Source organism: Leclercia adecarboxylata (genome assembly GCF_023639785.1).
Classification (GTDB): Bacteria; Pseudomonadota; Gammaproteobacteria; order Enterobacterales; family Enterobacteriaceae; genus Enterobacter; species Enterobacter adecarboxylatus_D.
The window spans coordinates 4,408,468-4,433,414 of sequence record NZ_CP098325.1 but is presented as its reverse complement, the minus strand read 5'-3'; the positions used below and the strand labels follow the sequence as shown (position 1 = coordinate 4,433,414).

At 55.5% G+C, this 24,947-nt stretch carries 16 protein-coding genes, 2 rRNA genes and 1 pseudogene; 12 read left to right on the top strand and 7 right to left on the bottom strand.

Annotated elements, in window-relative coordinates; all coding sequences use genetic code 11:
* Positions 1–150: 150 nt before the first annotated feature.
* From NB069_RS20985 to NB069_RS20955, 7 genes and pseudogenes are all read left to right on the top strand, one after another.
* Positions 151–3,055: ribosomal RNA gene (locus NB069_RS20985) — 23S ribosomal RNA — on the top strand.
* A 66-nt stretch (positions 3,056–3,121) separates the two neighbouring features.
* Positions 3,122–3,237, top strand: a 5S ribosomal RNA gene (gene rrf / locus NB069_RS20980).
* A gap of 147 nt (positions 3,238–3,384) precedes the next feature.
* A complete protein-coding gene (gene murB / locus NB069_RS20975; protein ID WP_250586516.1) occupies positions 3,385–4,413 on the top strand; it encodes a UDP-N-acetylmuramate dehydrogenase in 1,029 nt (342 codons plus the stop codon).
* On the top strand, positions 4,410–5,372 hold the full coding sequence (gene birA / locus NB069_RS20970) for a bifunctional biotin--[acetyl-CoA-carboxylase] ligase/biotin operon repressor BirA (protein WP_250586515.1): 963 nt from the start codon (positions 4,410–4,412) through the stop codon (positions 5,370–5,372). The genes murB and birA overlap by 4 nt, the downstream gene beginning before the upstream one ends.
* A 184-nt stretch (positions 5,373–5,556) precedes the next feature.
* The gene (gene hmsP / locus NB069_RS20965) at positions 5,557–7,563 is read left to right on the top strand and encodes a biofilm formation regulator HmsP (protein ID WP_250586514.1); all 2,007 of its coding nucleotides are present in this window, start codon (positions 5,557–5,559) and stop codon (positions 7,561–7,563) included.
* A 158-nt stretch (positions 7,564–7,721) separates the two neighbouring features.
* Complete coding sequence (gene dctA, locus NB069_RS20960; RefSeq protein ID WP_250586513.1) at positions 7,722–9,008, top strand: C4-dicarboxylate transporter DctC; 1,287 nt, start codon at positions 7,722–7,724, stop codon at positions 9,006–9,008.
* A gap of 225 nt (positions 9,009–9,233) precedes the next feature.
* Positions 9,234–10,652: pseudogene (locus NB069_RS20955) on the top strand (M16 family metallopeptidase); the annotation flags it as partial.
* 96 nt (positions 10,653–10,748) lie between these two features.
* Here the strand turns inward: NB069_RS20955 and NB069_RS20950 are convergent.
* A complete protein-coding gene (locus NB069_RS20950; protein WP_250586512.1) occupies positions 10,749–11,678 on the bottom strand; it encodes a sugar kinase in 930 nt (309 codons plus the stop codon).
* A gap of 232 nt (positions 11,679–11,910) precedes the next feature.
* Between NB069_RS20950 and pdeH the strand changes: the two genes are divergently transcribed.
* Positions 11,911–12,681 (top strand): cyclic-guanylate-specific phosphodiesterase, encoded by a 771-nt coding sequence (pdeH, locus tag NB069_RS20945; protein ID WP_250586511.1) that lies wholly within the window; start codon positions 11,911–11,913, stop codon positions 12,679–12,681.
* A gap of 121 nt (positions 12,682–12,802) precedes the next feature.
* On the top strand, positions 12,803–14,845 hold the full coding sequence (locus NB069_RS20940) for an AsmA family protein (protein ID WP_250586510.1): 2,043 nt from the start codon (positions 12,803–12,805) through the stop codon (positions 14,843–14,845).
* An 83-nt stretch (positions 14,846–14,928) separates the two neighbouring features.
* Here the strand turns inward: NB069_RS20940 and NB069_RS20935 are convergent, their stop codons facing one another.
* The 3 genes from NB069_RS20935 to NB069_RS20925 all read right to left on the bottom strand — a co-directional run bounded on the left by NB069_RS20935 (position 14,929) and on the right by NB069_RS20925 (position 18,518).
* Positions 14,929–16,251, bottom strand: coding sequence for an MFS transporter (locus NB069_RS20935; protein ID WP_250586509.1), 1,323 nt, complete (start codon positions 16,249–16,251; stop codon positions 14,929–14,931).
* A 272-nt stretch (positions 16,252–16,523) separates the two neighbouring features.
* Positions 16,524–17,564: an inner membrane protein YhjD gene (gene yhjD / locus NB069_RS20930; RefSeq protein ID WP_434543597.1), complete on the bottom strand. Its 1,041-nt coding sequence runs from the start codon at positions 17,562–17,564 to the stop codon at positions 16,524–16,526.
* A 54-nt stretch (positions 17,565–17,618) separates the two neighbouring features.
* On the bottom strand, positions 17,619–18,518 hold the full coding sequence (locus NB069_RS20925) for a LysR family transcriptional regulator (RefSeq protein WP_250586508.1): 900 nt from the start codon (positions 18,516–18,518) through the stop codon (positions 17,619–17,621).
* A gap of 119 nt (positions 18,519–18,637) precedes the next feature.
* On the opposite strand from NB069_RS20925, the gene NB069_RS20920 reads away from it, so the two are divergent.
* On the top strand, positions 18,638–19,396 hold the full coding sequence (locus tag NB069_RS20920; protein WP_250586507.1) for an SDR family NAD(P)-dependent oxidoreductase: 759 nt from the start codon (positions 18,638–18,640) through the stop codon (positions 19,394–19,396).
* 32 nt (positions 19,397–19,428) lie between these two features.
* Here the strand turns inward: NB069_RS20920 and NB069_RS20915 are convergent, their stop codons facing one another.
* Positions 19,429–19,956, bottom strand: coding sequence for a GNAT family N-acetyltransferase (locus NB069_RS20915; RefSeq protein WP_250586506.1), 528 nt, complete (start codon positions 19,954–19,956; stop codon positions 19,429–19,431).
* Positions 19,957–20,108: 152 nt separating this feature from the next.
* Between NB069_RS20915 and NB069_RS20910 the strand changes: the two genes are divergently transcribed.
* Complete coding sequence (locus tag NB069_RS20910) at positions 20,109–21,710, top strand: STY4199 family HEPN domain-containing protein (protein WP_250586505.1); 1,602 nt, start codon at positions 20,109–20,111, stop codon at positions 21,708–21,710.
* 12 nt (positions 21,711–21,722) lie between these two features.
* On the opposite strand, the gene NB069_RS20905 is transcribed toward NB069_RS20910, so the two are convergent.
* Positions 21,723–23,372, bottom strand: a complete 1,650-nt coding sequence (locus NB069_RS20905) for an alpha,alpha-trehalase (protein WP_250586504.1) — start codon at positions 23,370–23,372, stop codon at positions 21,723–21,725.
* 234 nt (positions 23,373–23,606) lie between these two features.
* Positions 23,607–24,332, bottom strand: a complete 726-nt coding sequence (locus tag NB069_RS20900) for a hypothetical protein (RefSeq protein ID WP_250586503.1) — start codon at positions 24,330–24,332, stop codon at positions 23,607–23,609.
* Positions 24,333–24,523: 191 nt separating this feature from the next.
* Here NB069_RS20900 and NB069_RS20895 point away from each other — a divergent pair, with 191 nt between their 5' ends.
* Positions 24,524–24,928: a hypothetical protein gene (locus tag NB069_RS20895; RefSeq protein ID WP_250586502.1), complete on the top strand. Its 405-nt coding sequence runs from the start codon at positions 24,524–24,526 to the stop codon at positions 24,926–24,928.
* Positions 24,929–24,947 lie beyond the last annotated feature (19 nt).

Genomic DNA, 24,947 nt, shown 5'->3' with positions numbered 1-24,947 from the left:
ATGATGAACTTCTGAATGTACTCTTGAGTGCATTAAGAAGTTTTGCTCTTTAAAAATCTGGATCAAGCTGAAAATTGAAACGACACACGAAAGTGTGTTCGAGTCTCTCAAATTTTCACAACCATGAAGTGAAACATCTTCGGGTTGTGAGGTTAAGCGACTAAGCGTACACGGTGGATGCCCTGGCAGTCAGAGGCGATGAAGGACGTGCTAATCTGCGAAAAGCGCCGGCGAGGTGATATGAACCTTTGACCCGGCGATGTCCGAATGGGGAAACCCAGTGCAATCCGTTGCACTATCGTTAACTGAATACATAGGTTAACGAGGCGAACCGGGGGAACTGAAACATCTAAGTACCCCGAGGAAAAGAAATCAACCGAGATTCCCCCAGTAGCGGCGAGCGAACGGGGAGCAGCCCGGAGTCTGAATCAGCTTGTGTGTTAGTGGAACGGTCTGGAAAGTCCGACGGTACAGGGTGATAGTCCCGTACATGAAAGCACACTTGCTGTGAACTCGAAGAGTAGGGCGGGACACGTGGTATCCTGTCTGAATATGGGGGGACCATCCTCCAAGGCTAAATACTCCTGACTGACCGATAGTGAACCAGTACCGTGAGGGAAAGGCGAAAAGAACCCCGGCGAGGGGAGTGAAAAAGAACCTGAAACCGTGTACGTACAAGCAGTGGGAGCACCTTCGTGGTGTGACTGCGTACCTTTTGTATAATGGGTCAGCGACTTATATTCTGTAGCAAGGTTAACCGTATAGGGGAGCCGAAGGGAAACCGAGTCTTAACTGGGCGTTAAGTTGCAGGGTATAGACCCGAAACCCGGTGATCTAGCCATGGGCAGGTTGAAGGTTGGGTAACACTAACTGGAGGACCGAACCGACTAATGTTGAAAAATTAGCGGATGACTTGTGGCTGGGGGTGAAAGGCCAATCAAACCGGGAGATAGCTGGTTCTCCCCGAAAGCTATTTAGGTAGCGCCTCGTGAACTCATCTCCGGGGGTAGAGCACTGTTTCGGCTAGGGGGCCATCCCGGCTTACCAACCCGATGCAAACTGCGAATACCGGAGAATGTTATCACGGGAGACACACGGCGGGTGCTAACGTCCGTCGTGAAGAGGGAAACAACCCAGACCGCCAGCTAAGGTCCCAAAGTCATGGTTAAGTGGGAAACGATGTGGGAAGGCACAGACAGCCAGGATGTTGGCTTAGAAGCAGCCATCATTTAAAGAAAGCGTAATAGCTCACTGGTCGAGTCGGCCTGCGCGGAAGATGTAACGGGGCTAAACCATGCACCGAAGCTGCGGCAGCGACACTATGTGTTGTTGGGTAGGGGAGCGTTCTGTAAGCCGTTGAAGGTGAACTGTGAGGTTTGCTGGAGGTATCAGAAGTGCGAATGCTGACATAAGTAACGATAAAGCGGGTGAAAAGCCCGCTCGCCGGAAGACCAAGGGTTCCTGTCCAACGTTAATCGGGGCAGGGTGAGTCGACCCCTAAGGCGAGGCCGAAAGGCGTAGTCGATGGGAAACAGGTTAATATTCCTGTACTCGGTGTTACTGCGAAGGGGGGACGGAGAAGGCTATGTTGGCCGGGCGACGGTTGTCCCGGTTTAAGCATGTAGGCGGAGGTTCCAGGTAAATCCGGTACCTTTTTAACGCTGAGGTGTGATGACGAGGCACTACGGTGCTGAAGTAACAAATGCCCTGCTTCCAGGAAAAGCCTCTAAGCATCAGGTAACAACGAATCGTACCCCAAACCGACACAGGTGGTCAGGTAGAGAATACCAAGGCGCTTGAGAGAACTCGGGTGAAGGAACTAGGCAAAATGGTGCCGTAACTTCGGGAGAAGGCACGCTGATATGTAGGTGAAGCCCCTGCGGGTGGAGCTGAAATCAGTCGAAGATACCAGCTGGCTGCAACTGTTTATTAAAAACACAGCACTGTGCAAACACGAAAGTGGACGTATACGGTGTGACGCCTGCCCGGTGCCGGAAGGTTAATTGATGGGGTTAGCGGCAACGCGAAGCTCTTGATCGAAGCCCCGGTAAACGGCGGCCGTAACTATAACGGTCCTAAGGTAGCGAAATTCCTTGTCGGGTAAGTTCCGACCTGCACGAATGGCGTAATGATGGCCAGGCTGTCTCCACCCGAGACTCAGTGAAATTGAAATCGCTGTGAAGATGCAGTGTACCCGCGGCAAGACGGAAAGACCCCGTGAACCTTTACTATAGCTTGACACTGAACACTGGTCCTTGATGTGTAGGATAGGTGGGAGGCTTTGAAGCGTGGACGCCAGTCTGCGTGGAGCCATCCTTGAAATACCACCCTTTAATGGCTGGTGTTCTAACGTAGACCCGTTACCCGGGTTGCGGACAGTGTCTGGTGGGTAGTTTGACTGGGGCGGTCTCCTCCTAAAGAGTAACGGAGGAGCACGAAGGTTAGCTAATCCTGGTCGGACATCAGGAGGTTAGTGCAATGGCATAAGCTAGCTTGACTGCGAGAGTGACGGCTCGAGCAGGTGCGAAAGCAGGTCATAGTGATCCGGTGGTTCTGTATGGAAGGGCCATCGCTCAACGGATAAAAGGTACTCCGGGGATAACAGGCTGATACCGCCCAAGAGTTCATATCGACGGCGGTGTTTGGCACCTCGATGTCGGCTCATCACATCCTGGGGCTGAAGTAGGTCCCAAGGGTATGGCTGTTCGCCATTTAAAGTGGTACGCGAGCTGGGTTTAGAACGTCGTGAGACAGTTCGGTCCCTATCTGCCGTGGGCGCTGGAGAATTGAGGGGGGCTGCTCCTAGTACGAGAGGACCGGAGTGGACGCATCACTGGTGTTCGGGTTGTCATGCCAATGGCACTGCCCGGTAGCTAAATGCGGAAGAGATAAGTGCTGAAAGCATCTAAGCACGAAACTTGCCCCGAGATGAGTTCTCCCTGACCCTTTAAGGGTCCTGAAGGAACGTTGAAGACGACGACGTTGATAGGCCGGGTGTGTAAGCGCAGCGATGCGTTGAGCTAACCGGTACTAATGAACCGTGAGGCTTAACCTTACAACGCCGAAGCTGTTTCGGTGTGATTTGAGACGATTTTCAGCCTGATACAGATAACAGAATTTGCCTGGCGGCTGTAGCGCGGTGGTCCCACCTGACCCCATGCCGAACTCAGAAGTGAAACGCCGTAGCGCCGATGGTAGTGTGGGGTCTCCCCATGCGAGAGTAGGGAACTGCCAGGCATCAATTAAAGCCGAGAGCCCGTCCGCAAGGACGGGCTTTTTGCGTTTCGGCAAAATCGCCTTACCCGACCTACATATCCCGATTCCAGCCGACAAAGATCCCCCGATGGGGTAAACTATCCCGGTTTTTGCATCTGGATAGCGTCTATGAATCACTCCCTTAAGCCCTGGAATACCTTCGGTATCGACCGAAATGCCCGACAGATCGTACGGGCCGACGATGCGCAGCAACTGCTGGCCGCATGGAATCACGCCACGCAACACCACCAGCCTGTTCTTATCCTGGGCGAAGGCAGTAACGTTCTTTTTCTGGAAGACTTTTCAGGCACAGTGATCGTTAACCGCATCAGCGGGATCGAGGTTGAAGAGACCCAGGATTGCTGGCGTCTGCACGTGGGTGCCGGGGAGAACTGGCATAACCTGGTGAAGTTTACCCTTGAAAACAATATGCCGGGGCTGGAAAACCTTGCCCTGATCCCTGGCTGCGCCGGTTCATCGCCTATTCAGAACATCGGTGCTTACGGTATCGAGCTCAAACATGTCTGCGAATATGTCGATTGCATTGAACTGGCAACGGGCAACGCGCTCCGTTTAAGCGCAGAACAGTGCCGTTTTGGCTATCGCGACAGCATTTTTAAACATGAGTATCAGGATAAATATGTCATCGTCGCGGTTGGACTGCGCCTGACGAAAAACTGGCAGCCTGTGCTCACCTACGGCGATCTCACCCGTCTGGATCCGGCCACCGTCACAGCGAAAGACGTTTTCGATTCGGTGTGCCATATGCGTATGAGTAAATTGCCGGATCCTAAAATAAACGGTAATGCCGGTAGTTTCTTCAAAAACCCGGTAATCTCCGGCGAAAAAGCGGGTATCTTACTGGCGCAATGGCCGAATGCACCGCACTATCCGCAGGCCGATGGTAGCGTCAAGCTGGCCGCAGGCTGGCTGATCGATCAGTGTCAGCTCAAAGGGACAACCTTTGGCGGCGCGGCGGTACATCGTCAGCAGGCTCTGGTGCTGATCAACGAAAACAATGCGACCAGCAATGATGTTGTACAGCTGGCCCATCAGGTGCGCCAGCGCGTGGGTGAAAAATTTGATGTCTGGCTGGAGCCAGAGGTGCGCTTCATTGGCCATCATGGCGAAGTGAATGCGGTGGAGGCCATTGCATGAAAGACCATACCGTTCCCCTGAAGCTGATCGCTGTTCTGGCCGACGGTGATTTTCATTCCGGTGAACAGCTGGGTGAACAGCTCGGAATGAGCCGCGCCGCCATCAATAAACATATTCAGACCCTGCGTGACTGGGGAGTGGATGTCTTTACCGTGCCGGGCAAAGGCTACAGCCTGCCGGAGCCGATTCAGTTGCTGGATGAAGGCTTTATCCACAGCCAAATCACCGGTAACAGCGTCGCCGTTCTGCCGGTGATTGACTCTACCAACCAGTACCTGCTCAACAGAATCAACGAGCTGCAGTCCGGCGACTGCTGTGTGGCAGAGTATCAGCAGGCGGGCCGTGGCCGTCGGGGACGTAAATGGTTCTCGCCTTTTGGCGCTAACCTTTATCTGTCTATGTACTGGCGTCTGGAGCAAGGGCCTGCCGCCGCGATCGGCCTTAGCCTGGTGATTGGCATTGTGCTGGCAGAAGTTCTGCAGTCGCTGGGTGCCGATAAAGTGCGTGTGAAGTGGCCAAACGATCTCTATCTGAACGATCGCAAACTGGCCGGTATCCTTGTGGAACTGACGGGTAAAACCGGGGACGCTGCGCAGATCGTCATGGGAGCCGGGATCAACCTGGTGATGCGCAATGTGCAGGCTGATGATATTAACCAGGGCTGGATCAATCTGCAGGAAGCAGGGATCGCCATCGATCGCAATGTCCTCGCCGTGCGCGTTATTAATGAGCTACGCGACTCGCTGAAAATCTTCGAACAGGAAGGTTTAACGCCGTTCCTGCCTCGCTGGGAGAAGCTGGATAATTTTGCCCACCGTGCGGTGAAGCTGATCATCGGTGACAAAGAGATCTACGGCACGTCGCGCGGTATCAACGAGCAGGGCGCGTTGTTGCTGGAGCAGGATGGCGTGATTAAACCCTGGGTCGGCGGCGAGATTTCGCTGCGCAGCGCCGAATAAATTGCCGGGAGCCGCTGGCTCCCGGCCCTTCAACTCTATCGCCGTCAGCCCGGTGCGAAGCGGCAACCAGAATAATCCCTAAACGCCTGGTTACACTCTCTTAAACAGTTCCCGATAAGGTATACTCTGAAAGCAGCAGGGTAACCGTTGATTAACCTGCCTTTCGCGTTTCTGGAGATCCATTTTGCGTGTCAGTCGCTCTTTAACTATCAAACAAATGGCGATGGTCACTGCCGTCACCATGGTGTTTGTTTTCGTCTTTTGCGTCATTTTGCTGTTTCATGCCATTCAGCAGAATCGCTACAACACGGCTACGCAACTCGAGAGCATCGCCCGCTCAATCCGTGAGCCCCTTTCTGCCGCCATTCTGAAGGGTGATATTCCCCAGGCGGAGTCCATTATTAAAAGCATCAAGCCTGCAGGCGTCGTCAGCCAGGCGGATGTCGTACTGCCGAACCAGTTTCAGGCGCTGCGCATGAGCTTTATCCCGGAGCGTCCGGTACCGGTGATGATGAAACGCCTGTTTGAGATGCCGGTGCAAATCTCGCTGCCTGTCTATTCGTTGCAGCGTCCGGCCAACCCGCAGCCGCTGGCCTATCTGGTGCTGAAGTCTGACTCATGGCGAATGTACAAATTCGTTATCAGTTGGATTTCAACGTTGGTAACCACTTACTTATTATTGACGCTGATGCTGACCGTGGCGCTGACCTGGTGCATTAACCGGTTGATAGTCCACCCGTTACGTCGCATTGCCCGCGAGCTGGATTCCCTCTCACCTCAGCAACAGGTGGGGCACCAGCTGGCCCTGCAGCGCCTGCACCATGATGACGAGATCGGTATGCTGGTACGCAGCTACAACCTCAATCAGCAGCGCATGATGCGTCAGCATGATGAACTCAACCACAATGCCACCCGCTTCCCGGTGTCGGAACTGCCCAACAAGGCGTTTCTGATGATGCTGCTGGAGCAGGCGGTTAAGCGTCAGCAGACCATGGCGCTGATGGTAGTGGCCTGCGAAACTCTGCAGGATACCGCTGGCGTGCTGAAAGAGAGTCAGCGGGAGATGGTGTTGCTTACGCTGGTCGAAAAGCTGAAATCTGTGCTGGCACCCCGCATGGTGCTGACTCAGGTAAGCGGCTATGACTTTGTGATTATCGCCAATGGCGTTAAGGAGCCATGGCACGCCATCACATTAGGTCAGCAAGTGCTCACTGTTATTAATGAGCGGTTGCCGGTGCAGGGGATCCAGCTGCGTCCGAGCGCCAGCATTGGTATCGCGATGTTTTACGGCAACCTGACCGCAGAGCAACTTTACCGCCGGGCGTTTTCCGCCGCGTTTACCGCTCGCCAGAAGGGAAAGAATCAGATTCAGTTCTTCGAACCTGAGCAGATGGAGAAGGCCCAGCAGCGGCTGTCAGAAGAGAACGATATCCTGAACGCGCTGGACAGCAACCATTTCGCCATCTGGCTCCAGCCGCAGGTGGATCTGCATACCGGGAAGGTTCATAGCGCCGAAGCGCTGTTGCGGGTGCGGCAGGCCGATGGCAGCTGGGAACTTCCGGAAGGGCTGATCGACCGTATTGAGAACTGTGGCCTGATTGTGACGGTGGGTCACTGGGTGCTGGAGGAGTCCTGCCGCTTGCTGTCAGCCTGGCAGTCGCGGGGGATAATGATGCCGCTGTCGGTCAACCTGTCGGCACTGCAGCTGATGCATCCGAACATGGTTCCGGATCTGCTGGCGCTGATTCACCGCTACCAGATCAAGCCCGATACCCTGATGCTTGAGGTCACTGAGAGCCGCCGGATTGACGATCCTAACGAAGCGGTGACGATTCTGCGTCCGCTGCGTAATGCCGGCGTGCGTATTGCGCTGGATGACTTCGGCATGGGATACGCAGGCCTGCGTCAGCTGCAGCATATGAAAACCCTGCCGGTAGACGTACTGAAGATTGATAAGGCCTTCGTGGAGGGGCTGCCGGACGACAGCAGCATGGTTGAGGCGATTATCCAGCTGGCGCGTAGCCTGAAACTGAGGATTATCGCAGAAGGTGTCGAAACCGAAGCCCAGCGTCGCTGGCTGGCCGATGCCGGGGTTGAATGCGGACAAGGGTATCTGTTCGACAAGGCCGTTCCGGGCGAGATTTTTGAGAGCCGCTATCTCAAACAAAATGACAATAGCGCTGATGACTGAAATGTTGCTGGCTTGTGCGAGCCAGCTCAAAATTCTTAACATTTTCGTTTCAAATTCAGCCTGAACGCCTATCTGTCCTGATTTATGGGTGGTATTTTAAAGCCGCGGGTGAGCAGTAACCCTACAGCACTTGTGGTTTTTCTTCCCAAGGACATCTTATGAAAACCTCTCTCTTTAAAAGTCTTTATTTTCAGGTGTTAACCGCCATTGCCATCGGTATTCTGCTTGGCCATTACTACCCTGAATTAGGCGCCCAAATGAAACCGCTTGGTGATGCCTTCGTTAAGCTGATTAAGATGGTTATCGCCCCGGTTATTTTCTGTACCGTCGTGACCGGCATCGCAGGCATGGAAAGCATGAAGGCCGTTGGCCGCACGGGGGCGGTGGCGCTGCTCTATTTCGAAGTGGTCAGTACCCTTGCGCTGATCATCGGCCTGGTGATTGTTAACGTCGTGCAGCCTGGCGCGGGCATGAACGTTGATCCCTCGACGCTGGATGCAAAAGCAGTCGCGGTTTACGCAGACCAGGCGAAAGATCAGGGCGTGGTTGCCTTCCTGCTGGATGTGATCCCCGGCAGTGTGATTGGCGCCTTCGCCAGCGGAAATATTCTGCAGGTGCTGCTGTTCGCCGTGATGTTTGGTTTTGCCCTGCATCGTCTCGGCAGCAAAGGCCAGCTGATCTTCAACGTCATTGAAAGCTTCTCGCAGGTGATCTTCGGCATCATCAATATGATTATGCGTCTGGCTCCCATCGGCGCCTTCGGGGCGATGGCGTTTACCATCGGTAAATATGGCGTCGGTACGCTGGTGCAGCTTGGTCAGCTGATTATCTGCTTCTATATCACCTGTATTCTGTTTGTGGTGGTCGTGCTGGGCAGCATTGCGCGCGCGACCGGCTTCAGTATCTTCAAGTTCATCCGCTACATTCGTGAAGAGCTGCTGATTGTGCTGGGCACCTCCTCGTCCGAGTCGGCGCTGCCGCGCATGCTCGATAAGATGGAGAAGCTGGGCTGCCGTAAATCGGTGGTGGGGCTGGTTATTCCCACCGGATACTCCTTTAACCTCGACGGGACGTCCATCTACCTGACGATGGCGGCGGTGTTTATCGCGCAGGCCACCAACAGCCACATGGATATCTTCCATCAGATTACGCTGCTGGTGGTGCTGCTCCTCTCCTCGAAAGGGGCGGCAGGGGTGACGGGAAGCGGCTTCATCGTTTTAGCGGCAACCATCTCCGCCGTCGGGCACCTGCCGGTGGCCGGGCTGGCGCTGATCCTCGGTATCGACCGCTTTATGTCTGAAGCTCGTGCCCTGACTAACCTGGTCGGCAACGGTGTGGCGACGGTGGTCGTGGCGAAGTGGGTGAAAGAGCTGGACCACAAAAAGCTCGACGATACGCTGAATAATCGTGCGCCAGACGTCAAAACACGCGGTTTGTCCTCCTAAAATCTTCCCTCTGGCCCGCATTCCCTTGTCGGGGTGCGGGCTCCTGCGCATAATGGCCCTGATTACTTGTCATAATTCGATAAGATTTATTTCGGGTAAATTTCACTTCATGCCGTGACGTTTCGCTTCATGCGCGGTCTAATCGGAGTGTTTTGAACATCATATTTAGAGTGCGACAGGGCGTGTGGCACTCTTTGTAACCAGGAATGTTGATCAGGGGTTCACATGCAGGGCACAAAAATTCGACTCTTAACCGGCGGTTTGCTGATGATGGCAGCAGCCAGTTACGTGCAGGCTGACGCGCTCCAGCCGGACCCGGCCTGGCAACAGGGAACGCTGGCGAATGGTTTTCAGTGGCAGGTATTAGCCACCCCACAGCGCCCCAGTGACCGCATTGAAATCCGCCTTTCCGTCAACACCGGCTCCCTGACCGAGAGCACGCAACAGAGCGGTTTCAGCCATTTTCTGCCTCGTCTGGCGCTGACGCAAAGCGGCAGCCTGCAGGCCGTGCAGGTACGTTCATTATGGCAACAGGGCATCGATCCAAAACGCCCGCTGCCGCCTGCAATCGTCTCCTACGACTACACCATGTTTAACCTCAGCCTGCCGAACAACCGCAACGATCTGCTCAAAGAGGCGCTGACCTGGCTGTCAGATACTGCCGGTAGCGTCTCCATTACCCCTGAAACGGTGAATTACACCCTGAGCAACAGCGATATGGTGGCGACCTGGCCGGCGGATACCAAAGAGGGCTGGTGGCGGTATCGCCTGAAAGGGTCTGCGCTGCTGGGCCACGATCCGGCAGAGCCGTTAAAGCAGCCGGTTGATATCGAGCAGTTGAAGTCTTTCTACCAGACCTGGTACACCCCGGATGCCATGACCCTGATTGTGGTGGGCAATATCGATAGCCGCGCGGTGATTGAGCAAATCAGCAAAACCTTCGGCGAGTTGAAAGGCAAACGCAGCACGCCAGCGCCGGTGCCCACGCTTTCGCCTCTGCGCGCAGAGCCGGTGAGCATCATGACCGATGCCGTGCGTCAGGATCGTCTCTCTATTATGTGGGACAGCCCATGGCAGCCGATTCGTGAATCAGCCGCGCTGCTGCGCTACTGGCGCGCCGATCTGGCCCGTGAAGCGCTGTTCTGGCATGTTCAGCAAACCCTGAGTAAGAACAACGCCAAAGACATTGGTCTGGGCTTCGATTGCCGGGTGCTGTTCCAGCGTGCCCAGTGCGCCATTAACGTTGAGTCGCCGGGCGACAAGCTGAACGCCAATATGGCGGTGGTGGCCAAAGAGCTGGCGAAAGTGCGCGATAATGGCCTGAGCGAAGAGGAGTTCAACGCGTTGGTGGCGCAGAAAAACCTCGAGCTGCAAAAACTGTTCGCCACCTATGCCCGCACGGATACCGATATCCTGATCAGTCAGCGTATTCGCTCCCTGCAAAATCAGGTGGTGGATATCGCGCCAGAACAGTATCAGAAGCTACGTCAGGATTTCCTTAACAGCCTGACCGCGGATATGCTGAGCCAGGATCTGCGTCAGCAGCTTTCTCAGGATATGTCGTTGATTTTGATGCAGCCGAAAGGTGAGCCAGAATATGACATGAAGGACCTGCAGGCGACGTGGAATGAGATTATGGCGCCAGGGAAATAAAAGCAAAAAGGCAACGTAAGTTGCCTTTTTTAGTGTTTGCTCCCTCGCCCCGTGGGAGAGGGTCGGGGTGAGGGCACCAGGCCGCAGTTACTCTGGCATCGCTTCGCGTGGAATGATGGCCCCGCGATATTGAATCACCGTGCTGGCGGTGAGATGACCGCGCTGGGCTGCTGCTTCCGGCGTACCGCCCGTCAGACGTACTGCCAGATACCCGGCGCTGAAGGAGTCACCCGCCGCGGTGGTATCAATCACTTTCTCTTTTGCCAGCTTCACTGCAGGCACCTCGATAACCGCTTCTCCGGCTATCGCCACCAGGCAGGACTCTGCGCCACGCTTAATCACCACTTCGCTGACGCCGGCGGCCTGCGTGCGGGCAATCACCTCATCAACCGGCTTCTCACCCCACAGCGCGTCTTCGTCGTCGAGGGTCAGGAAGGCGATATCGGTGCACTCCAGCATCTGGCTATAGACCTGCTGCGTCTCTTCGCGGCTGGTCCACAGGCGTGGACGGTAGTTGTTGTCGAAAATCACTTTCCCGCCGTTGGCGCGGCATTCGCGCAGCAGGGAGAGCAGCTTTTCACGGCTGCTCTGGCTCAGTATCGCCAGGCTGATGCCGCTGAGATAGAGGTAGTCGAAGTGGGCCAGCGTTTCGCAGATCTGCGCCGCGCTGTCGCTCTCCAGCCAGAATTTGGCGGCAGCTTCGTTACGCCAGTAGTAGAACGTGCGCTCGCCCGTGCTGTCAGTTTCGATGTAATAGAGACCCGGCAGGCGGTTCTCCATGCGTTGGGTCAGCGAGGTATCGACGTTCTCACTCTGCCATGCGTCCAGCATCTGCTGGCTGAAATTATCTGTGCCCAGAGCAGTTACATAGTTTACCGCCAGCGCGTCAGCATCAACCTGACGGGCAATATACACCGAGGTGTTTAAGGTATCGCCACCGAAGCCGCGGCTGACTTCCGCCCCTTTCTGGGACAGTTCGATCATACATTCGCCGATCACGGCAATTTTTTTGGACATAGTCGTGAACCTGGATAATTAAACTGCGGTTAGTTTGCGCTGGAGGCCGGGAGCGGTCAACTGTATTAAAACGACGTTCCATTATTTTTTTGAACTCGGACAAGTTCCTGGCGGGTATGAGATCCCAGATTTTCATTTTCGACCGCAACGGGACATAAAGTTCTCTTACCTGGGGCCGATAATCCTTTGACCAGTCCCGACAGGCTATTCCCTATTCAACAGGATATCTGAAATGAAGTTAAGGCAGGACATCCAGCTCCTGAGCATCCCTGAAGCGAGTATTGAGAACTTACAGGAACACCGCTACTGGCTGCAGTGTGAGCGCACTTATACTTATCAGCCGATCTACCGTACCGACGGTAAGCTGATGGCGATTGAGATCCTGACCGTCGTGACCCATCCTTCAAACCCGGCACAGCGCATCGCACCGGATCGCTACTTTGCGGAAGTGCCCGTGCGCCATCGTCTGGATATTCTGGAAGAGCAGCTCATCATGCTGGCGGCCAGGCAGGAATTTTTCGCTGACAATAACATTCTGGCTTCGGTTAACGTCGATGGTCCAACCCTGCTGGCGGTGCGCCAGGATGAGAGCCTGCAGAAGCTGATCCAGCGGCTGCCGTGGCTGCGCTTTGAGCTGGTGGAACATGTTCGTTTGCCGCAGGACTCCTCGTTTGCCACCATGTGCGAGTTTGGTCCGCTGTGGCTGGACGACTTCGGCACCGGCATGGCGAACTTCTCCGCCCTGAGTGAAGTGCGTTACGACTACATCAAAGTGGCGCGTGACCTGTTCATCATGCTGCGCCAGACCCCGGAAGGCCGCAACCTGTTCACGCTCCTGCTGCAACTGATGAACCGCTACTGCCAGGGTGTGATCGTCGAAGGCGTCGAGACGCTGGAAGAGTGGCGCGATGTCCAGAACTCACCTGCCGCCGCCGCGCAGGGCTATTTCCTCTCCCGTCCGGTGTCGATGGAGACGCTCGACAACGTTATTATCACCCTCTGAAATCCGGCAGCTTCCCATAATAGCGCGTGATTAACGCGTTATTACCGGACGCTGCCGCCCCCTTTCCGCATGCCTCGACTATATTCATGAAAGGCAAGTGAATACTGAAAGGGAGAATGGAATGACAAAAACAACAAAGATTATCACCTGGATCATGGGGGTCTTCTTGTTGTTGATTGTGGTGGCAATCGTCATCATTGCGACGTTTGACTGGAACCGCCTCAAACCGACCATCAACCAGAAAGTCTCGACCGAACTTAACCGTCCTTTCGCCATTCGCGGCGATCTGGGCGTCGTATGGGAACGCCAGAAGGGCGAAACGGGCTGGCGCAGCTGGATCCCCTGGCCGCACGTCCATGCTAACGACATCCTCCTCGGCAATCCGCCGGAGATCCCCGATATCACAATGGTCCACCTGCCGCGCGTCGAAGCTACGCTGGCACCGCTGGCGCTGCTCACCAAAACGGTCTATCTGCCGTGGATCAAACTGCAACAGCCCGATGCCAGGCTGATCCGCCTGTCGGAAAAGACCAACAACTGGACCTTTGATCTTGCCGGTAGCGATGACAAAGAGGCCAACGCGCAGCCTTCGGCCTGGTCGTTCCGGCTTGATAATATTATTTTCGATCGCGGCCGCGTCGCCATTGATGATGCGGTGAGTAAAGCTGACCTGGAGATCTTTGTCGATCCGCTCGGTAAACCGCTGCCGTTCAGTGAAGTGACCGGCGCGAAGGGGAAAGATGAGAAGGGCAAGGTGGGTGATTACGTCTTTGGCCTGAAGGCCGAAGGGCGTTACAACGATCAGCCGTTACGCGGCACCGGTAAAATTGGCGGCATGCTGGCCCTGCGCAGTGAAGGCACGCCCTTCCCGGTACAGGCCAACTTCCGCTCCGGTAATACCCGGGTGGCCTTTGTTGGCACAGTGAACGACCCGATGAAAATGGGCGGGGTCGATCTGCAGCTTAAGTTCGCCGGAGATTCACTGGGTGAACTCTATAAGCTGACCGGTGTACTGCTCCCGGATACGCCGCCGTTTGAAACTGACGGCCATCTGGTGGCGAAAATCGATACGGAAAAATCCTCGGTCTTCGATTATCGCGACTTTAATGGCCGGATCGGTGACAGCGATATCCATGGCTCGCTGACTTACAGCACCGGCAAACCGCGACCGAAGCTGGAAGGGGACGTGGAATCCCGTCAGCTACGCCTTGCCGATTTGGGGCCGCTGATTGGCGTCGATTCCGGTAAAGGGACAAAAGCGCAGAAGGTCAGAAAGGAGGCTCCGCCATCGGGCAAAGTACTGCCGAATGACCGCTTCGAAACCGATAAGTGGGACGTGATGGATGCCGATGTGCGCTTTAAAGGGCGCAGAATCGAGCATGGCAGCAGCCTGCCTATTAGTAATCTCTCTACCCATATCATCCTGAAAAATGCCGATCTGCGCCTGGAGCCGCTGAAGTTCGGCCTGGCCGGGGGAACTATCTCGTCCAACATTCATCTGGAAGGGGATAAAAACCCGATGCGCGGTCAGGCAGACATCCAGGCGCGTCGTCTTAAGCTCAAAGAGCTGATGCCGGATGTGGAACTGATGCAGAAAACCCTGGGTGAGATGAACGGCGATGCCAAAATTCGCGGTACCGGCAACTCGGTGGCGGCCCTGCTGGGTAACGGCAACGGCAACCTGAAGCTGCTGATGAACGACGGGCTGGTAAGCCGTAACCTGATGGAGATCCTCGGTCTGAACGTCGGTAACTTTATTATCGGGCAGATCTTTGGCGATGACGAAGTGCGGGTGAACTGTGCCGCAGCCAATATCGACCTGGTAAACGGCGTGGCGCGTCCGCAAATCTTTGCCTTCGATACCGAAAATGCGGTGATCAATATTACCGGCACGGCCAGTATGGCTTCGGAGCAGCTGGATCTCACCATCAACCCGGAAAGTAAAGGGATACGCATCGTGACGCTGCGCTCGCCGCTGTACGTGCGCGGTAGCTTTAAGGATCCGGACGCGGGAGTGAAAGCAGGGCCGTTGATTGCCCGTGGCGCGGTGGCTGCGGCGCTGGCAACGCTGGTTACGCCAGCTGCGGCACTGCTGGCGCTTATCTCGCCGTCAGAAGGGCAGGCCAATCAGTGTCAGACCATTCTGTCGCAGATGAAGAAATAGTGCGGGAGTTATTGCCCGGCGGCGCAATGCCTGCCGGGCCTGGGAATGACTCGCCCTCTCCTTTCAGGAGAGGGCATGAAGGATCACAGCGACTGGTGACGGGTTTCGTGGGTCAGCAGCAGCGCAATCAGCGTCAGTGCCGCCATGGCCGCCAGATAGAACCCTACATACTGCAGACCATAATTCGCCTGTAACCAGGTGGCGATATAGGGCGCCACGGACGCACCCAGAATCGAGGAGACGTTATAGGAGAAAGAGGCTCCGGTGTAACGCACTTCGGTCGGGAACAGCTCTGGCAGCAGCGCGCCCATCGGGCCGAACGTCAGCCCCATCAGGCTCAGACCAATCAACAGATACGCCATCACCAGGGCCGGGTTTCCGGAACCGAGCAGCGGCGGGAAGACGAACAGCGCAAACACAATAATCAGCGAGGTGATGACGATCATGCTCGGGCGACGGCCAAAGCGGTCGGCCAGCAGGCCTGCGATCGGCACCATCACACCAAAACCGATGACCGCCATCATCAGCATCCACAGCACTTCGTTACGCGGCAGACCCAGGCCCACCGGCGCAGCCGTGGTGCTGAAGGTCATGGAGTAGACGGTCATGATGTAGAACAGCGTATAGGTCGCCAGCATGATGAAGGTGCCCAGCACGGTCACGCGGACGTGTTTGGTCAGCAGCGTACCCAGCGGAACTTTTACCTGTTTCTTCGCGGCGGCCACTTTGGCAAACACCGGGGTCTCGTGAAGAGAGACGCGCACATACAGGCCGATCAGCACCAGCACCGCTGAGAAGACAAACGGAATACGCCAGCCCCAGGTCATGAACTGCTCATCGGTCAGCAGCCAGGAGAGCAGCAGGAAGGTGCCGTTGGCAAAGAAGAAGCCGATCGGCGCGCCCAGCTGCGGGAAGGAGCCATACAGCGCACGCTTGCGCGGTGGCGCGTTTTCGGTAGCCAGCAGCGCCGCGCCGCCCCATTCACCACCCAGCCCAAGACCCTGACCAAAACGGGCCAGCGCCAGCAGCAGCGGAGCCAGAATACCGATGGTTTCATAGGTCGGCAGCAGGCCGATGGCAACGGTGGAGATCCCCATGGTCAGCAGCGAGGCGACCAGGGTCACCTTACGTCCGACGCGATCGCCAAAGTGGCCGAACAGCGCAGAGCCGATAGGACGCGCGACGAAGGCAATGGCGAAGGTCGCCAGCGACTGCAGGGTTGCCGCCGTCGGGTCGCCCTGTGGGAAGAAGATATGCGGGAAAACAATCACCGCCGCGGTGGCGTAAATATAGAAGTCGAAGAATTCGATGGCGGTGCCAATCAGTGATGCGACGACAACTTTATTGCGCGAGTTAACCGGGGCGTTTTCCTGCTCTGAATTGAGTGTTGTGGCTGTGGCTTGCATAAACTTTTCTTATTTTTGGCGAACGAAAGGCCATATTACGCACAGCAAAAGCGACATTTCAATCTGTAACAAACGCGGCGCACGGTGAAAAAAGCAGCAAAAAGCGGATAATTTTCAGACCAGGACAATCACAACTATGAAATGCTTCACAGAAATTAAAACTTAGAGGATAAAACTGTTTTTTGGTTAAATAAAAGTTACAGGCTGGATTTATATGCTGAAATGATGAATCGGGCTGAAATATTGCAATACTATTCAGCCCGATGGGGTATTTAACGGTGCGTTTTGCCCGGCATTCGCCGGTCATCCGGGTACTCGGCGGTGGCGATCCAGGCTGCGCAGAACAGGGTCAATCTGGCAAAGAAGTAGAAGAAGGCCATCAGCCCCAGCACGGAGCCGAACGCCGCGCCGGACGGGGAGGTCACCAGGGACGGCAGGGTATAGGTCATCACGATTTTAATCACCTCAAAGCCGATGGCAGCAATGAACGTGCCGCGGATCAGCGCCTTGCGGCGAGGCCGGTGGCGCGGCAGACGCCAGAAAATCCAGAAGAACAACAGATAGTTCGCCAGCATCGAGATCCCTAACCCCACCAGATGCCAGACGGGCTTCAGCCACTCAATGGTATCGAGGTAAAGCGCGGAGATGATCATTTGCTGCGCCGAGCCGGCCACGGAGGTGATGGTGAGGGTGATAACCAGCGCCACCAGCAGCCCAATCAGCGAGACAAAGTCACGGAAATACTTGGTCCATATCTTCTCCTGGTCCTGGGGCTTACGTTCCCAGACGTCGCGCGACTGGGCACGGATCGCCTCCCGCAGGTTGCCCATCCAGTTAATGCCGGAGTAGAGCGCCACAAACAGCCCGACAATCCCCACGGTCGTACGCTGCTGGACGGCGGTACTAATGGTGCTTTTCAGGGTGGAGGCCAGCGTCGGATCGCTGACGTTTTGCAGAATTTTACTGAAGATGTCCTGCAGCAGCGTCGGATGCGACACCAGCACAAACCCTGCTGCGGCAAAGGAGAGCATCAGGATGGGGATCATCGACAGAAACGAGAAGTAGGTGATTGCCGCGCCAAACTGATTGCCCAGTCGATCGTTAAAACGCTCGGTAGCGCGCAGCAGGTGGGCAATCATCGGCCTTTGCTGAATCAACTGGATAACGTCTTTCGCCTTGTCGAGCAGGCTGCCCGTTTTACGCACGGCGGTAATTTCAGGTTCAGCCGGCGCCTGTGGCGGGCTGTTTTCCAGTTTTTTAATCGGCTCGTAGTCCAGATCCTGGGTGGGACGTTGCGGGCTGCTATCCGGCATCAGTCACGTTTTCCTTATCGTTTAGCGAGTAGTCCCTGCAATTATAGCCTGCGCTCAGTCAACGTAGGTTTTCATAATTTCCGTGAGCCAGGCCATAAACAGATGCACCCGGCGGGAGAGGTTGCGGCGGTGGGGATAAATAAGCGACACCGGCATCGGTCTGGCGCGGTACTGCGGCAGGATCTCCAGCAGCTTTTTGGCGCGCAGCGCGTCACGCACGCCGACCCTTGGAACCTGAATAATCCCCAGCCCGGCAAGCGCCGAGGCGTGATAGGTTTCGGTGCTGTTGACCGTCAGGACGCCACCGGTCTTGATCCAGTGGCTTATGTCACCATCAAAATATTCGAACCCCTGAGGCCGGGTACCGAGATGCGTCGTGTAGTGCACCACCGCATGGGAGGCTAAATCATCCAGCCCGTCAGGATAGCCAAAACGCGACAGATAATCGGGGCTGGCGCAGTTAATTACCGACAGCCTGCCAATGGGTCGGGCGATTAAGCCGGAATCCTTCAGGGTGCCGACGCGCATCACGCAGTCAAACCCTTCCCGGATCACATCCACCAGCCGGTCGCTGCTGCTCAGCTCCAGTTCAATACCGGGATACTGCTGTAAAAAAAGGGGCAGTTTGGGGATGACTAAATTTCGCGCAACGCCTGCCGGCATATCCACGCGGATCCGTCCGCTGACGCTGGCAGGGTCGTGCAAAAAAAGACTATCCAGTTCATCCATGTTTGCCAGCAGATCTTTTGCCCGCTCGTAATAGACCATGCCGTCCTGAGTCAGGCTGACACGCCGCGTGGTGCGGTGCAGCAACTGCGTGCCAAGCCCGTTCTCCAGCGCCTGAATCTGGCGCGATACGCTACCTTTAGGAAGGCCCATAGAGTCCGCGGCGCGGGAAAAACTCTCCAGTTCAGCGACGCGAATGAACAACTGCATTGCGTGAATTTTATCCATAGGGAGCGCTCATTGTTGTTGAGTTTGAAACAGTGAAGCGTTGCAGAGCGTATTTATTGATTTTCTATCACCTAATAAGCTCTTTCTCAATCACCACAACAGCCGAAACGAGGTTTCTTATGACTGAACGTATTGCAATAGTGACTGGCGGTAGCCGCGGACTCGGTAAAAATGCGGCATTGAAGCTGGCAGCGAAAGGCGTCGGAATCCTGCTGACCTACAACCGCAGTGAGCAGGAAGCACTTGATGTTGTACGCGAAATTGAGCAAAAAGGGGTAAAAGCGGCGGCATTGCAGCTGAACGTCGGCGATGTCACCCGCTTTGGGGCTTTTACTTCACAGGTAAGCGAAACACTGCAGTCGGTGTGGCAGCGTAACAACTTCGATTATTTGTTGAACAACGCTGGCGTGGGTTTATACGCCCCCTATACAGAGACCACGGAAGCACAGTTTGATGAAGTGATGAACATCCATTTCAAAGGCCCCTTCTTTCTGACCCAGGGCCTGTTGCCACTAATGAAAGACGGCGGGCGGATCCTCAACGTCTCATCCGGTCTGGCCCGATTTGCCCTGCCAGGCTCCAGCACTTATGCGGCGATGAAAGGGGCGATGGAAGTGCTCACCCGCTACCAGGCCAAAGAGCTGGGCGCGCGCGGGATCACCGCCAATATTATTGCTCCCGGGGCCATCGAAACCGATTTTGGCGGCGGTCGCGTGCGCGATAATAAAGAGATTAATCAGCAGATTGCCTCCCAGACGGCGCTGGGACGGGTCGGGCTGCCGGACGATATCGGCGATGCGATTGCCGCCCTGCTCAGCGATGAGCTCGGCTGGATGAATGCCCAGCGTATTGAAGTTTCCGGAGGGATGTTCCTGTAAGCAGGTGCCGGGGAGGGATCCCCGCGGCACGTTTAGCAGTACTCTTTTCTTAACAGGCCAAACAGCCAGTCGTCATGCCACTCGCCTGCCAGCCAGTAGCTTTCGCGCAGTTCACCTTCCAGCACAAACCCCACTTTTTCCAGCAGACGTTTTGAGGCCACGTTGCCCGCCGTCACCGTCGCGGTTAAGCGGCGGATACCTCCCTGGCTAAAAGCGTAATCGCATACCGCCTGTAGAGACTCAAAGCCGTAGCCTTTTCCCTGCGCCTGGGGGGCAAACAGAAAGCCCACTTCTGCGCAGTCATCATCATGATGAATATAGCCGGTGACCCCGAGGGGCGTGTGATGAATATTGTCCCGCACGACCAGGCACAGCCAGTGGGCGCTGCCCGGCGTCCATGCGGGTAGACGGGCAGAAAAGGCTTCGCGAATAGCCTCCTCCGGGCGCGCTTCGGCCACGTAGCGCATCACATCGGGGTGTTGCTGAAGCGCGAGAAAAAAGGGCCAGTCTTCTTCCTGCAACGGCGAGCAGGTTAAACGCGGGGTGTGCAACACGGGCATGCCAGATCTCCGGGAGCTTTTGTAAATGATTTTAACATTATCACTGAAATAGTACCGGTTATCGGTTATGTTTAATCTGGTATAACCACTTAAAAAATCAACGCTCTCCGTTAGCTGCGCCCGAACCTTTGCGCGGCATTTAAAGGAAAATGATGACCCTCAGTAATTCGCACGTGATCCGCGAGCAGTTTGAACGCTGTCTGGGAATTATTCGTCAGGCCTCCGTGGAGATCCTGCTCCTGTTAAAGGTGCATGTTACCGAAGGCAAAGATCCCCGTTGGTTCCTTGAGCAACTGGATTCCGCCAGGCTGGCATTGGGGGGCTGGGCGAGCGTGGCAAAACGGCTAAACCTTAACGATGCGGAACTGTCGCAGTTCACCCTGCAGCTGCGGCTTTTGCAGCAGCGGGTGCCGCAGTACGAAAGCGGCCAGGAGGTGAGCGACAACCAGCTGATTGCCGCGATGCGCTTCATCACGGCGCTGGAACATCTGCGGTTGCAGCAGCCGCTGCTAACCTACAGTACGGAACTGAGTACCGGCGATGAGCCTCGCCAGCAGCATGCCCAAAAACAGGTGCGGGCGCTGGAACTGATGATGAAAGGGCTGATTATGCAGGCCTGGCCGGACCCAACGCGCCTGAACAATCATCTGAAAACATTGTTTGGGGCCGATCGGGTTCGCCGCTGGCTGCAGCAGGGTGAACGCAATGATGCCCTCGGCGGCATGATGTTCAGCGAGCTGGCGCTGATGCTGGTGGATAAAAAAGAGTACTCCCGCTCCTATTCTACGCTGTTCAGCGATCCCACCCTGCTGACGTTAATGGTCGATCCGCGTAAAACACTCCAGTCCTTTCTTGATGATATCCGGCTGATCCGCAATAACATTATTGCCCGGCAGCCGCTGACCTCTGCGCAACTCCTGCTGCTGGAAAACTATTACACCCAGATCGCCAGCCCCGTTCAGCGCGCCTTTAACGAGGGGCGCACCGCCGTCAACCCAACGGGGCTGATGGCCGAGGGGGCCCACGAGCTGAATCTCTTCTGGGAGAGCGCGAGGAAAAAAAACCAGGCCACCGGCGACGACATCTTTGAGGTGCGCGACACCATCGATAAACCGAACCGTCGGCCCGCACGTACCCCGGAGCAGCGCGATTACCTGATCTCGGTTGTGCTGTGGGGCGCAGTAGGCGTGATGGTGATGGGCATGCTGATGATGGGCACGTGGTTGTTAATTGAGAGCAGCGGCCCGACCCAGGCGGCCAGCACTTCGGCACCCCCGATAAACACGACGGTCGAGGAAGAGATGCGCGAGATGCCTTCCTCCCGCGAAACGCTGACGCGTCTGGGCATTACATGGGATGAGAGTAACTTCCGCGCGGCAATCGACAGGAACGACATCCGCGTGGCGAAGCTGTTCCTGAAGGCGGGAATGGAGTGGAAACTCTCCTGGACGGAGCATGCGCTTTCCATGAACCACCGCGAGGTGCTGGAGCTGCTAATGCGCTACCGTCTGCAAATGGGGCAGGAGAAGCCCTGTCGGCAGTTTATTAACACGCTCGGACACGCGATGGCAGGTGGTGAGCCACTGACCGATCTGCGTAAGGAGTACCTCCAGGCCTTCTGCACCGTTCCGGCGGTGGTGGAGCGTCAGCGACGAGATATGGACCAGGCGAAGCGGCGGGCGCAGGCTCAGCCGGACGCCAGCACCAAAAAATGGCAGACCATTCAGACGGCCATTTATGAGGTCATCCGCTGACACCGCGGGGAGCTACGGCTCCCCGTACAGGCCAATCAGTCTGCGCACCACGCCGTTGGTCCAGCCAAACCCATCCTGCAGGGGATACTCACCCCCGCCACCTTCCCGGGGCTGACTGCTGGCGATGTGATACTTCTCAATCAGCTTATGATGCGTTTTGTAGAAGTGGTTCACCGTGTGCAACCAGCTCCAGGCAATTTCATCTCCCAGCGAGTCATTGCCATATTGCTTGAACCCCTGGATTGCCATCCACTGCAGCGGCGCCCAGCCGTTGGGTTTGTCCCACTGTTCGCCGGTTTCGTACTCGGTGGCAAGGATACCGCCCGGCGTCAGAAGGCGGGCTTTGACCGCATCGGATAAGCGTTCGGCCTGCTCATGAGTACACATGCCGACGTAAAGCGGCACGATGCTGGCCGCGGAGAACAGCGCCAGCTGCTCCCGACGCCAGTCGTAATCGCGATAGCAGCCGTTTTCATCATCCCACAGATAGCGGTTAACCGCCGCGCGGCGATCGCTCGCCTTCTGGCGGAACAGCTCCGCGGTCTCTTTATCTCCTTTCGATGCCGAAATATTGGCGATGGCGCTCTCCAGCTTAAACAGGAAGGCGTTGAGATCGATAGGGATAAACTGGGTCGTGCGAATACTCGCCAGTCGGCTCGGATCCCGCAGCCAGCGGGAGGAGTAGTCCCACCCGGAGGCGGCCCCGGCGCGCAGGTCGCGGTAGACCTCGTTAGGCGGGCGCCCGGAATGACGGGCGGTTTCGACGTCCTCTATCCAGGATTCGTCCCGCGGGGTATCACGATCGTCCCAGTAACGGTTGAGCAGAGAGCCGTCCGGCATGCGTACGGCGCTACGGTAGGCCTGGTTGAGCAGCAGCGACTCCGCGCCGTCCATCCAGAAGGCGTACTCCATTTTCAGGTGATCCAGATAGCGCTTGGCCCCGCGCACGCCGTCCTCTTCAAACAGTTCCACCATCAGGGCGAACACCGGCGGCTGGGAGCGGCTCAGGTAGTAGGTGCGGTTTCCGTTGGGAATATGGCCGTACCTTTCGATCATCCACGCAAAGTTATCCGCCATGCATTTGAGCATGTCGTGACGGCCGCTTTCGGCCAGCCCCAGCATGGTGAAGTAGGAGTCCCAGTAGTAGGTCTCGCTGAATCGCCCGCCGGGCACAATATAGGCCTGCGGCAGCGCCAGCAGCGATGACCAGGGGATATGATCCTGCGGCTCGCGGGTCAGCACCGGCCACAGGTTGTCGATATGGTCTTTGAGCGAGAAAGAAGGATCGGATACATATTCGCTCGACAGCACTTCCGGCAGCCAGAAGTGGTTTTCCACAAACTGGCGCAGGTCAAAGTCCCGGTGGCGTCTCACCTTACGATAACGGATGAGAATATCCAGCGGATCCATCTTCGGCGCACAGTCGGGGAAGGTTTTGCTGTCGGCAAACAGGCGCGACGACTGCACATGCTCGAAGAGTTCAAGGTAGCGATCGGCAGGGGTGAGCGCATCGGATGCGGGCAGCCCTTCAATCATCTCAGGTTCCGGCTCCGCCTCGAGCATTTCATCCAGTTTTAACTCGCAGGGATCGATTTCGTAGAGAAGTTCTTGTTCTATATCGAACTCTACGGTCTCTACAGTGCGTATTTTCTGGTTGAACATGGTGGTCAGGACCTCCGGTTTACGTTGTCTCAGGTCTGGTTTTATCCGGTTGCTTACTAATCTTAGACATTCGCTTCGGTCTGTGGTGAGGGAAATGTGCGGTAGATCACGTTTTATGCTGAGGGGAAAAGGGAGGCTGCTGGCGTCATGTTGATGTTTTTGCGGCAATAAACAGGGCATCCAGCAGTAAAAAGGGCAGCTAAAATTCGGATCTTTCGCTATGCATTATCGCGCTTATAAGATGACCTTTTCCGTCTCTTCGTCAAAGCGATACCCGCTGGCGCGTTCAAACACCTTGTCAGATGAGCATAGTGCGCGAAAACCTCTGCCTTCCGGCTGGATAACAAACTGCAGGGAGGCAGACAGGGCCACATCTTCATCTTTCGCGTTCGAGCCGATGACCGCATTTGGGGCGAATGGCGCGACAGCAGCGGCAAAAGCCTCTTCCATCTCTTCACGCGTTTTATATTGTTCGTCTTCAATATTCAGCGCGCTATGAATAATGGCGCAGTCAAGCATGGTTCCCTGAAGCCAGTAACATGAAGAGGAATACGCCGCGCACCAGGTCAGTTTGCTGTCTTCGATAAAAGCTTCCAGCTGTTCGATTTTACTGCCCGCAAAGCATGAGCCAAGCATCAGGCCTTTAATATTAAATTTCTTCGATTTTTGATTAATGGCATAGAGAAGATGGTCAAGGGAAACATCGCCGATATGCGTTCTGCTGCCATGTGCCGCCACGTAGACGATGGTGTTGTCGAACTTCTGTCGACACAGACACTCCAGCGCGACATCAAAGCTGCTTTTGTTGTAGAAGTTCAGGCAATAAACCTCAGTGTTGCCGTGCATCTTCGCGATCCCTTGCACAAAGGGTAATACCGACGAGCGATGGGCATCGTGATCGTCGAGCTTCCACGGAGATTCCAGAACCAGAATGGCATTCTTATTGATGCTGATTGACATAAAATAGATACCTAAGTGAAATTAATTATTTATTAAATTAAATACGCTGTGTATTCAGACTTTTATTTTATCGGCCAACTCTGCAAATAATTGGCCAAAATCGATATTGTTTCGCCACGCTGAAATAAGTAATTAAGAGATTCCACTCCGTCGTCATCGCATCAGATGACAACCTCAAAACAGGGATCCTTATGAACCTTAACGCGAAGCGTCAGGGCGTTACGCCCTTTTCTTTTGAAAAACCTGAAGGATATAAATCCACTATAACAGAACTGGTAGGGCTGCTGGAAAGCCGCCATTTAGCGTGGCTGGATATTTGTGAAGGAGAGAACAAAGCGATTGTTTTTCGCAGCAATCTGAAGAAAGGTGTGTTTCGCAATATTCAGTTTGGCAGTTTATTAATTAACCGCTGTTATATCGACGGACTCTGTTTTGAGAATTGCGATATGCGCAATGTCTTTTTCTCAAACAGTACCGCGACGCAACCTATTCGTTTACGTCACTGCAACGTGGCGGGGATGCGGCTGTTGAATATGCCGTTAAGGATGTTCATTTTCGAGGAGTGTACCGGTGTCGGGCAGATGATGATTGCCTGACACCGGTCGCTGTGCGTGA

What these genes read in the sequence shown, in the direction of transcription:
- NB069_RS20910 (WP_250586505.1), top strand. Translation starts at nt 20,109, where the DNA reads ATGACCCTCAGTAATTCGCACGTGATCCGCGAGCAGTTTGAACGCTGT.
- NB069_RS20905 (WP_250586504.1), bottom strand. Translation starts at nt 23,372, where the DNA reads ATGTTCAACCAGAAAATACGCACTGTAGAGACCGTAGAGTTCGATATA.
- NB069_RS20895 (WP_250586502.1), top strand. Translation starts at nt 24,524, where the DNA reads ATGAACCTTAACGCGAAGCGTCAGGGCGTTACGCCCTTTTCTTTTGAA.
- NB069_RS20925 (WP_250586508.1), bottom strand. Translation starts at nt 18,518, where the DNA reads ATGGATAAAATTCACGCAATGCAGTTGTTCATTCGCGTCGCTGAACTG.
- dctA (WP_250586513.1), top strand. Translation starts at nt 7,722, where the DNA reads ATGAAAACCTCTCTCTTTAAAAGTCTTTATTTTCAGGTGTTAACCGCC.
- yhjD (WP_434543597.1), bottom strand. Translation starts at nt 17,564, where the DNA reads ATGCCGGATAGCAGCCCGCAACGTCCCACCCAGGATCTGGACTACGAG.
- murB (WP_250586516.1), top strand. Translation starts at nt 3,385, where the DNA reads ATGAATCACTCCCTTAAGCCCTGGAATACCTTCGGTATCGACCGAAAT.
- pdeH (WP_250586511.1), top strand. Translation starts at nt 11,911, where the DNA reads ATGAAGTTAAGGCAGGACATCCAGCTCCTGAGCATCCCTGAAGCGAGT.
- NB069_RS20900 (WP_250586503.1), bottom strand. Translation starts at nt 24,332, where the DNA reads ATGTCAATCAGCATCAATAAGAATGCCATTCTGGTTCTGGAATCTCCG.
- NB069_RS20950 (WP_250586512.1), bottom strand. Translation starts at nt 11,678, where the DNA reads ATGTCCAAAAAAATTGCCGTGATCGGCGAATGTATGATCGAACTGTCC.
- NB069_RS20940 (WP_250586510.1), top strand. Translation starts at nt 12,803, where the DNA reads ATGACAAAAACAACAAAGATTATCACCTGGATCATGGGGGTCTTCTTG.
- NB069_RS20915 (WP_250586506.1), bottom strand. Translation starts at nt 19,956, where the DNA reads ATGCCCGTGTTGCACACCCCGCGTTTAACCTGCTCGCCGTTGCAGGAA.
- NB069_RS20935 (WP_250586509.1), bottom strand. Translation starts at nt 16,251, where the DNA reads ATGCAAGCCACAGCCACAACACTCAATTCAGAGCAGGAAAACGCCCCG.
- birA (WP_250586515.1), top strand. Translation starts at nt 4,410, where the DNA reads ATGAAAGACCATACCGTTCCCCTGAAGCTGATCGCTGTTCTGGCCGAC.
- NB069_RS20920 (WP_250586507.1), top strand. Translation starts at nt 18,638, where the DNA reads ATGACTGAACGTATTGCAATAGTGACTGGCGGTAGCCGCGGACTCGGT.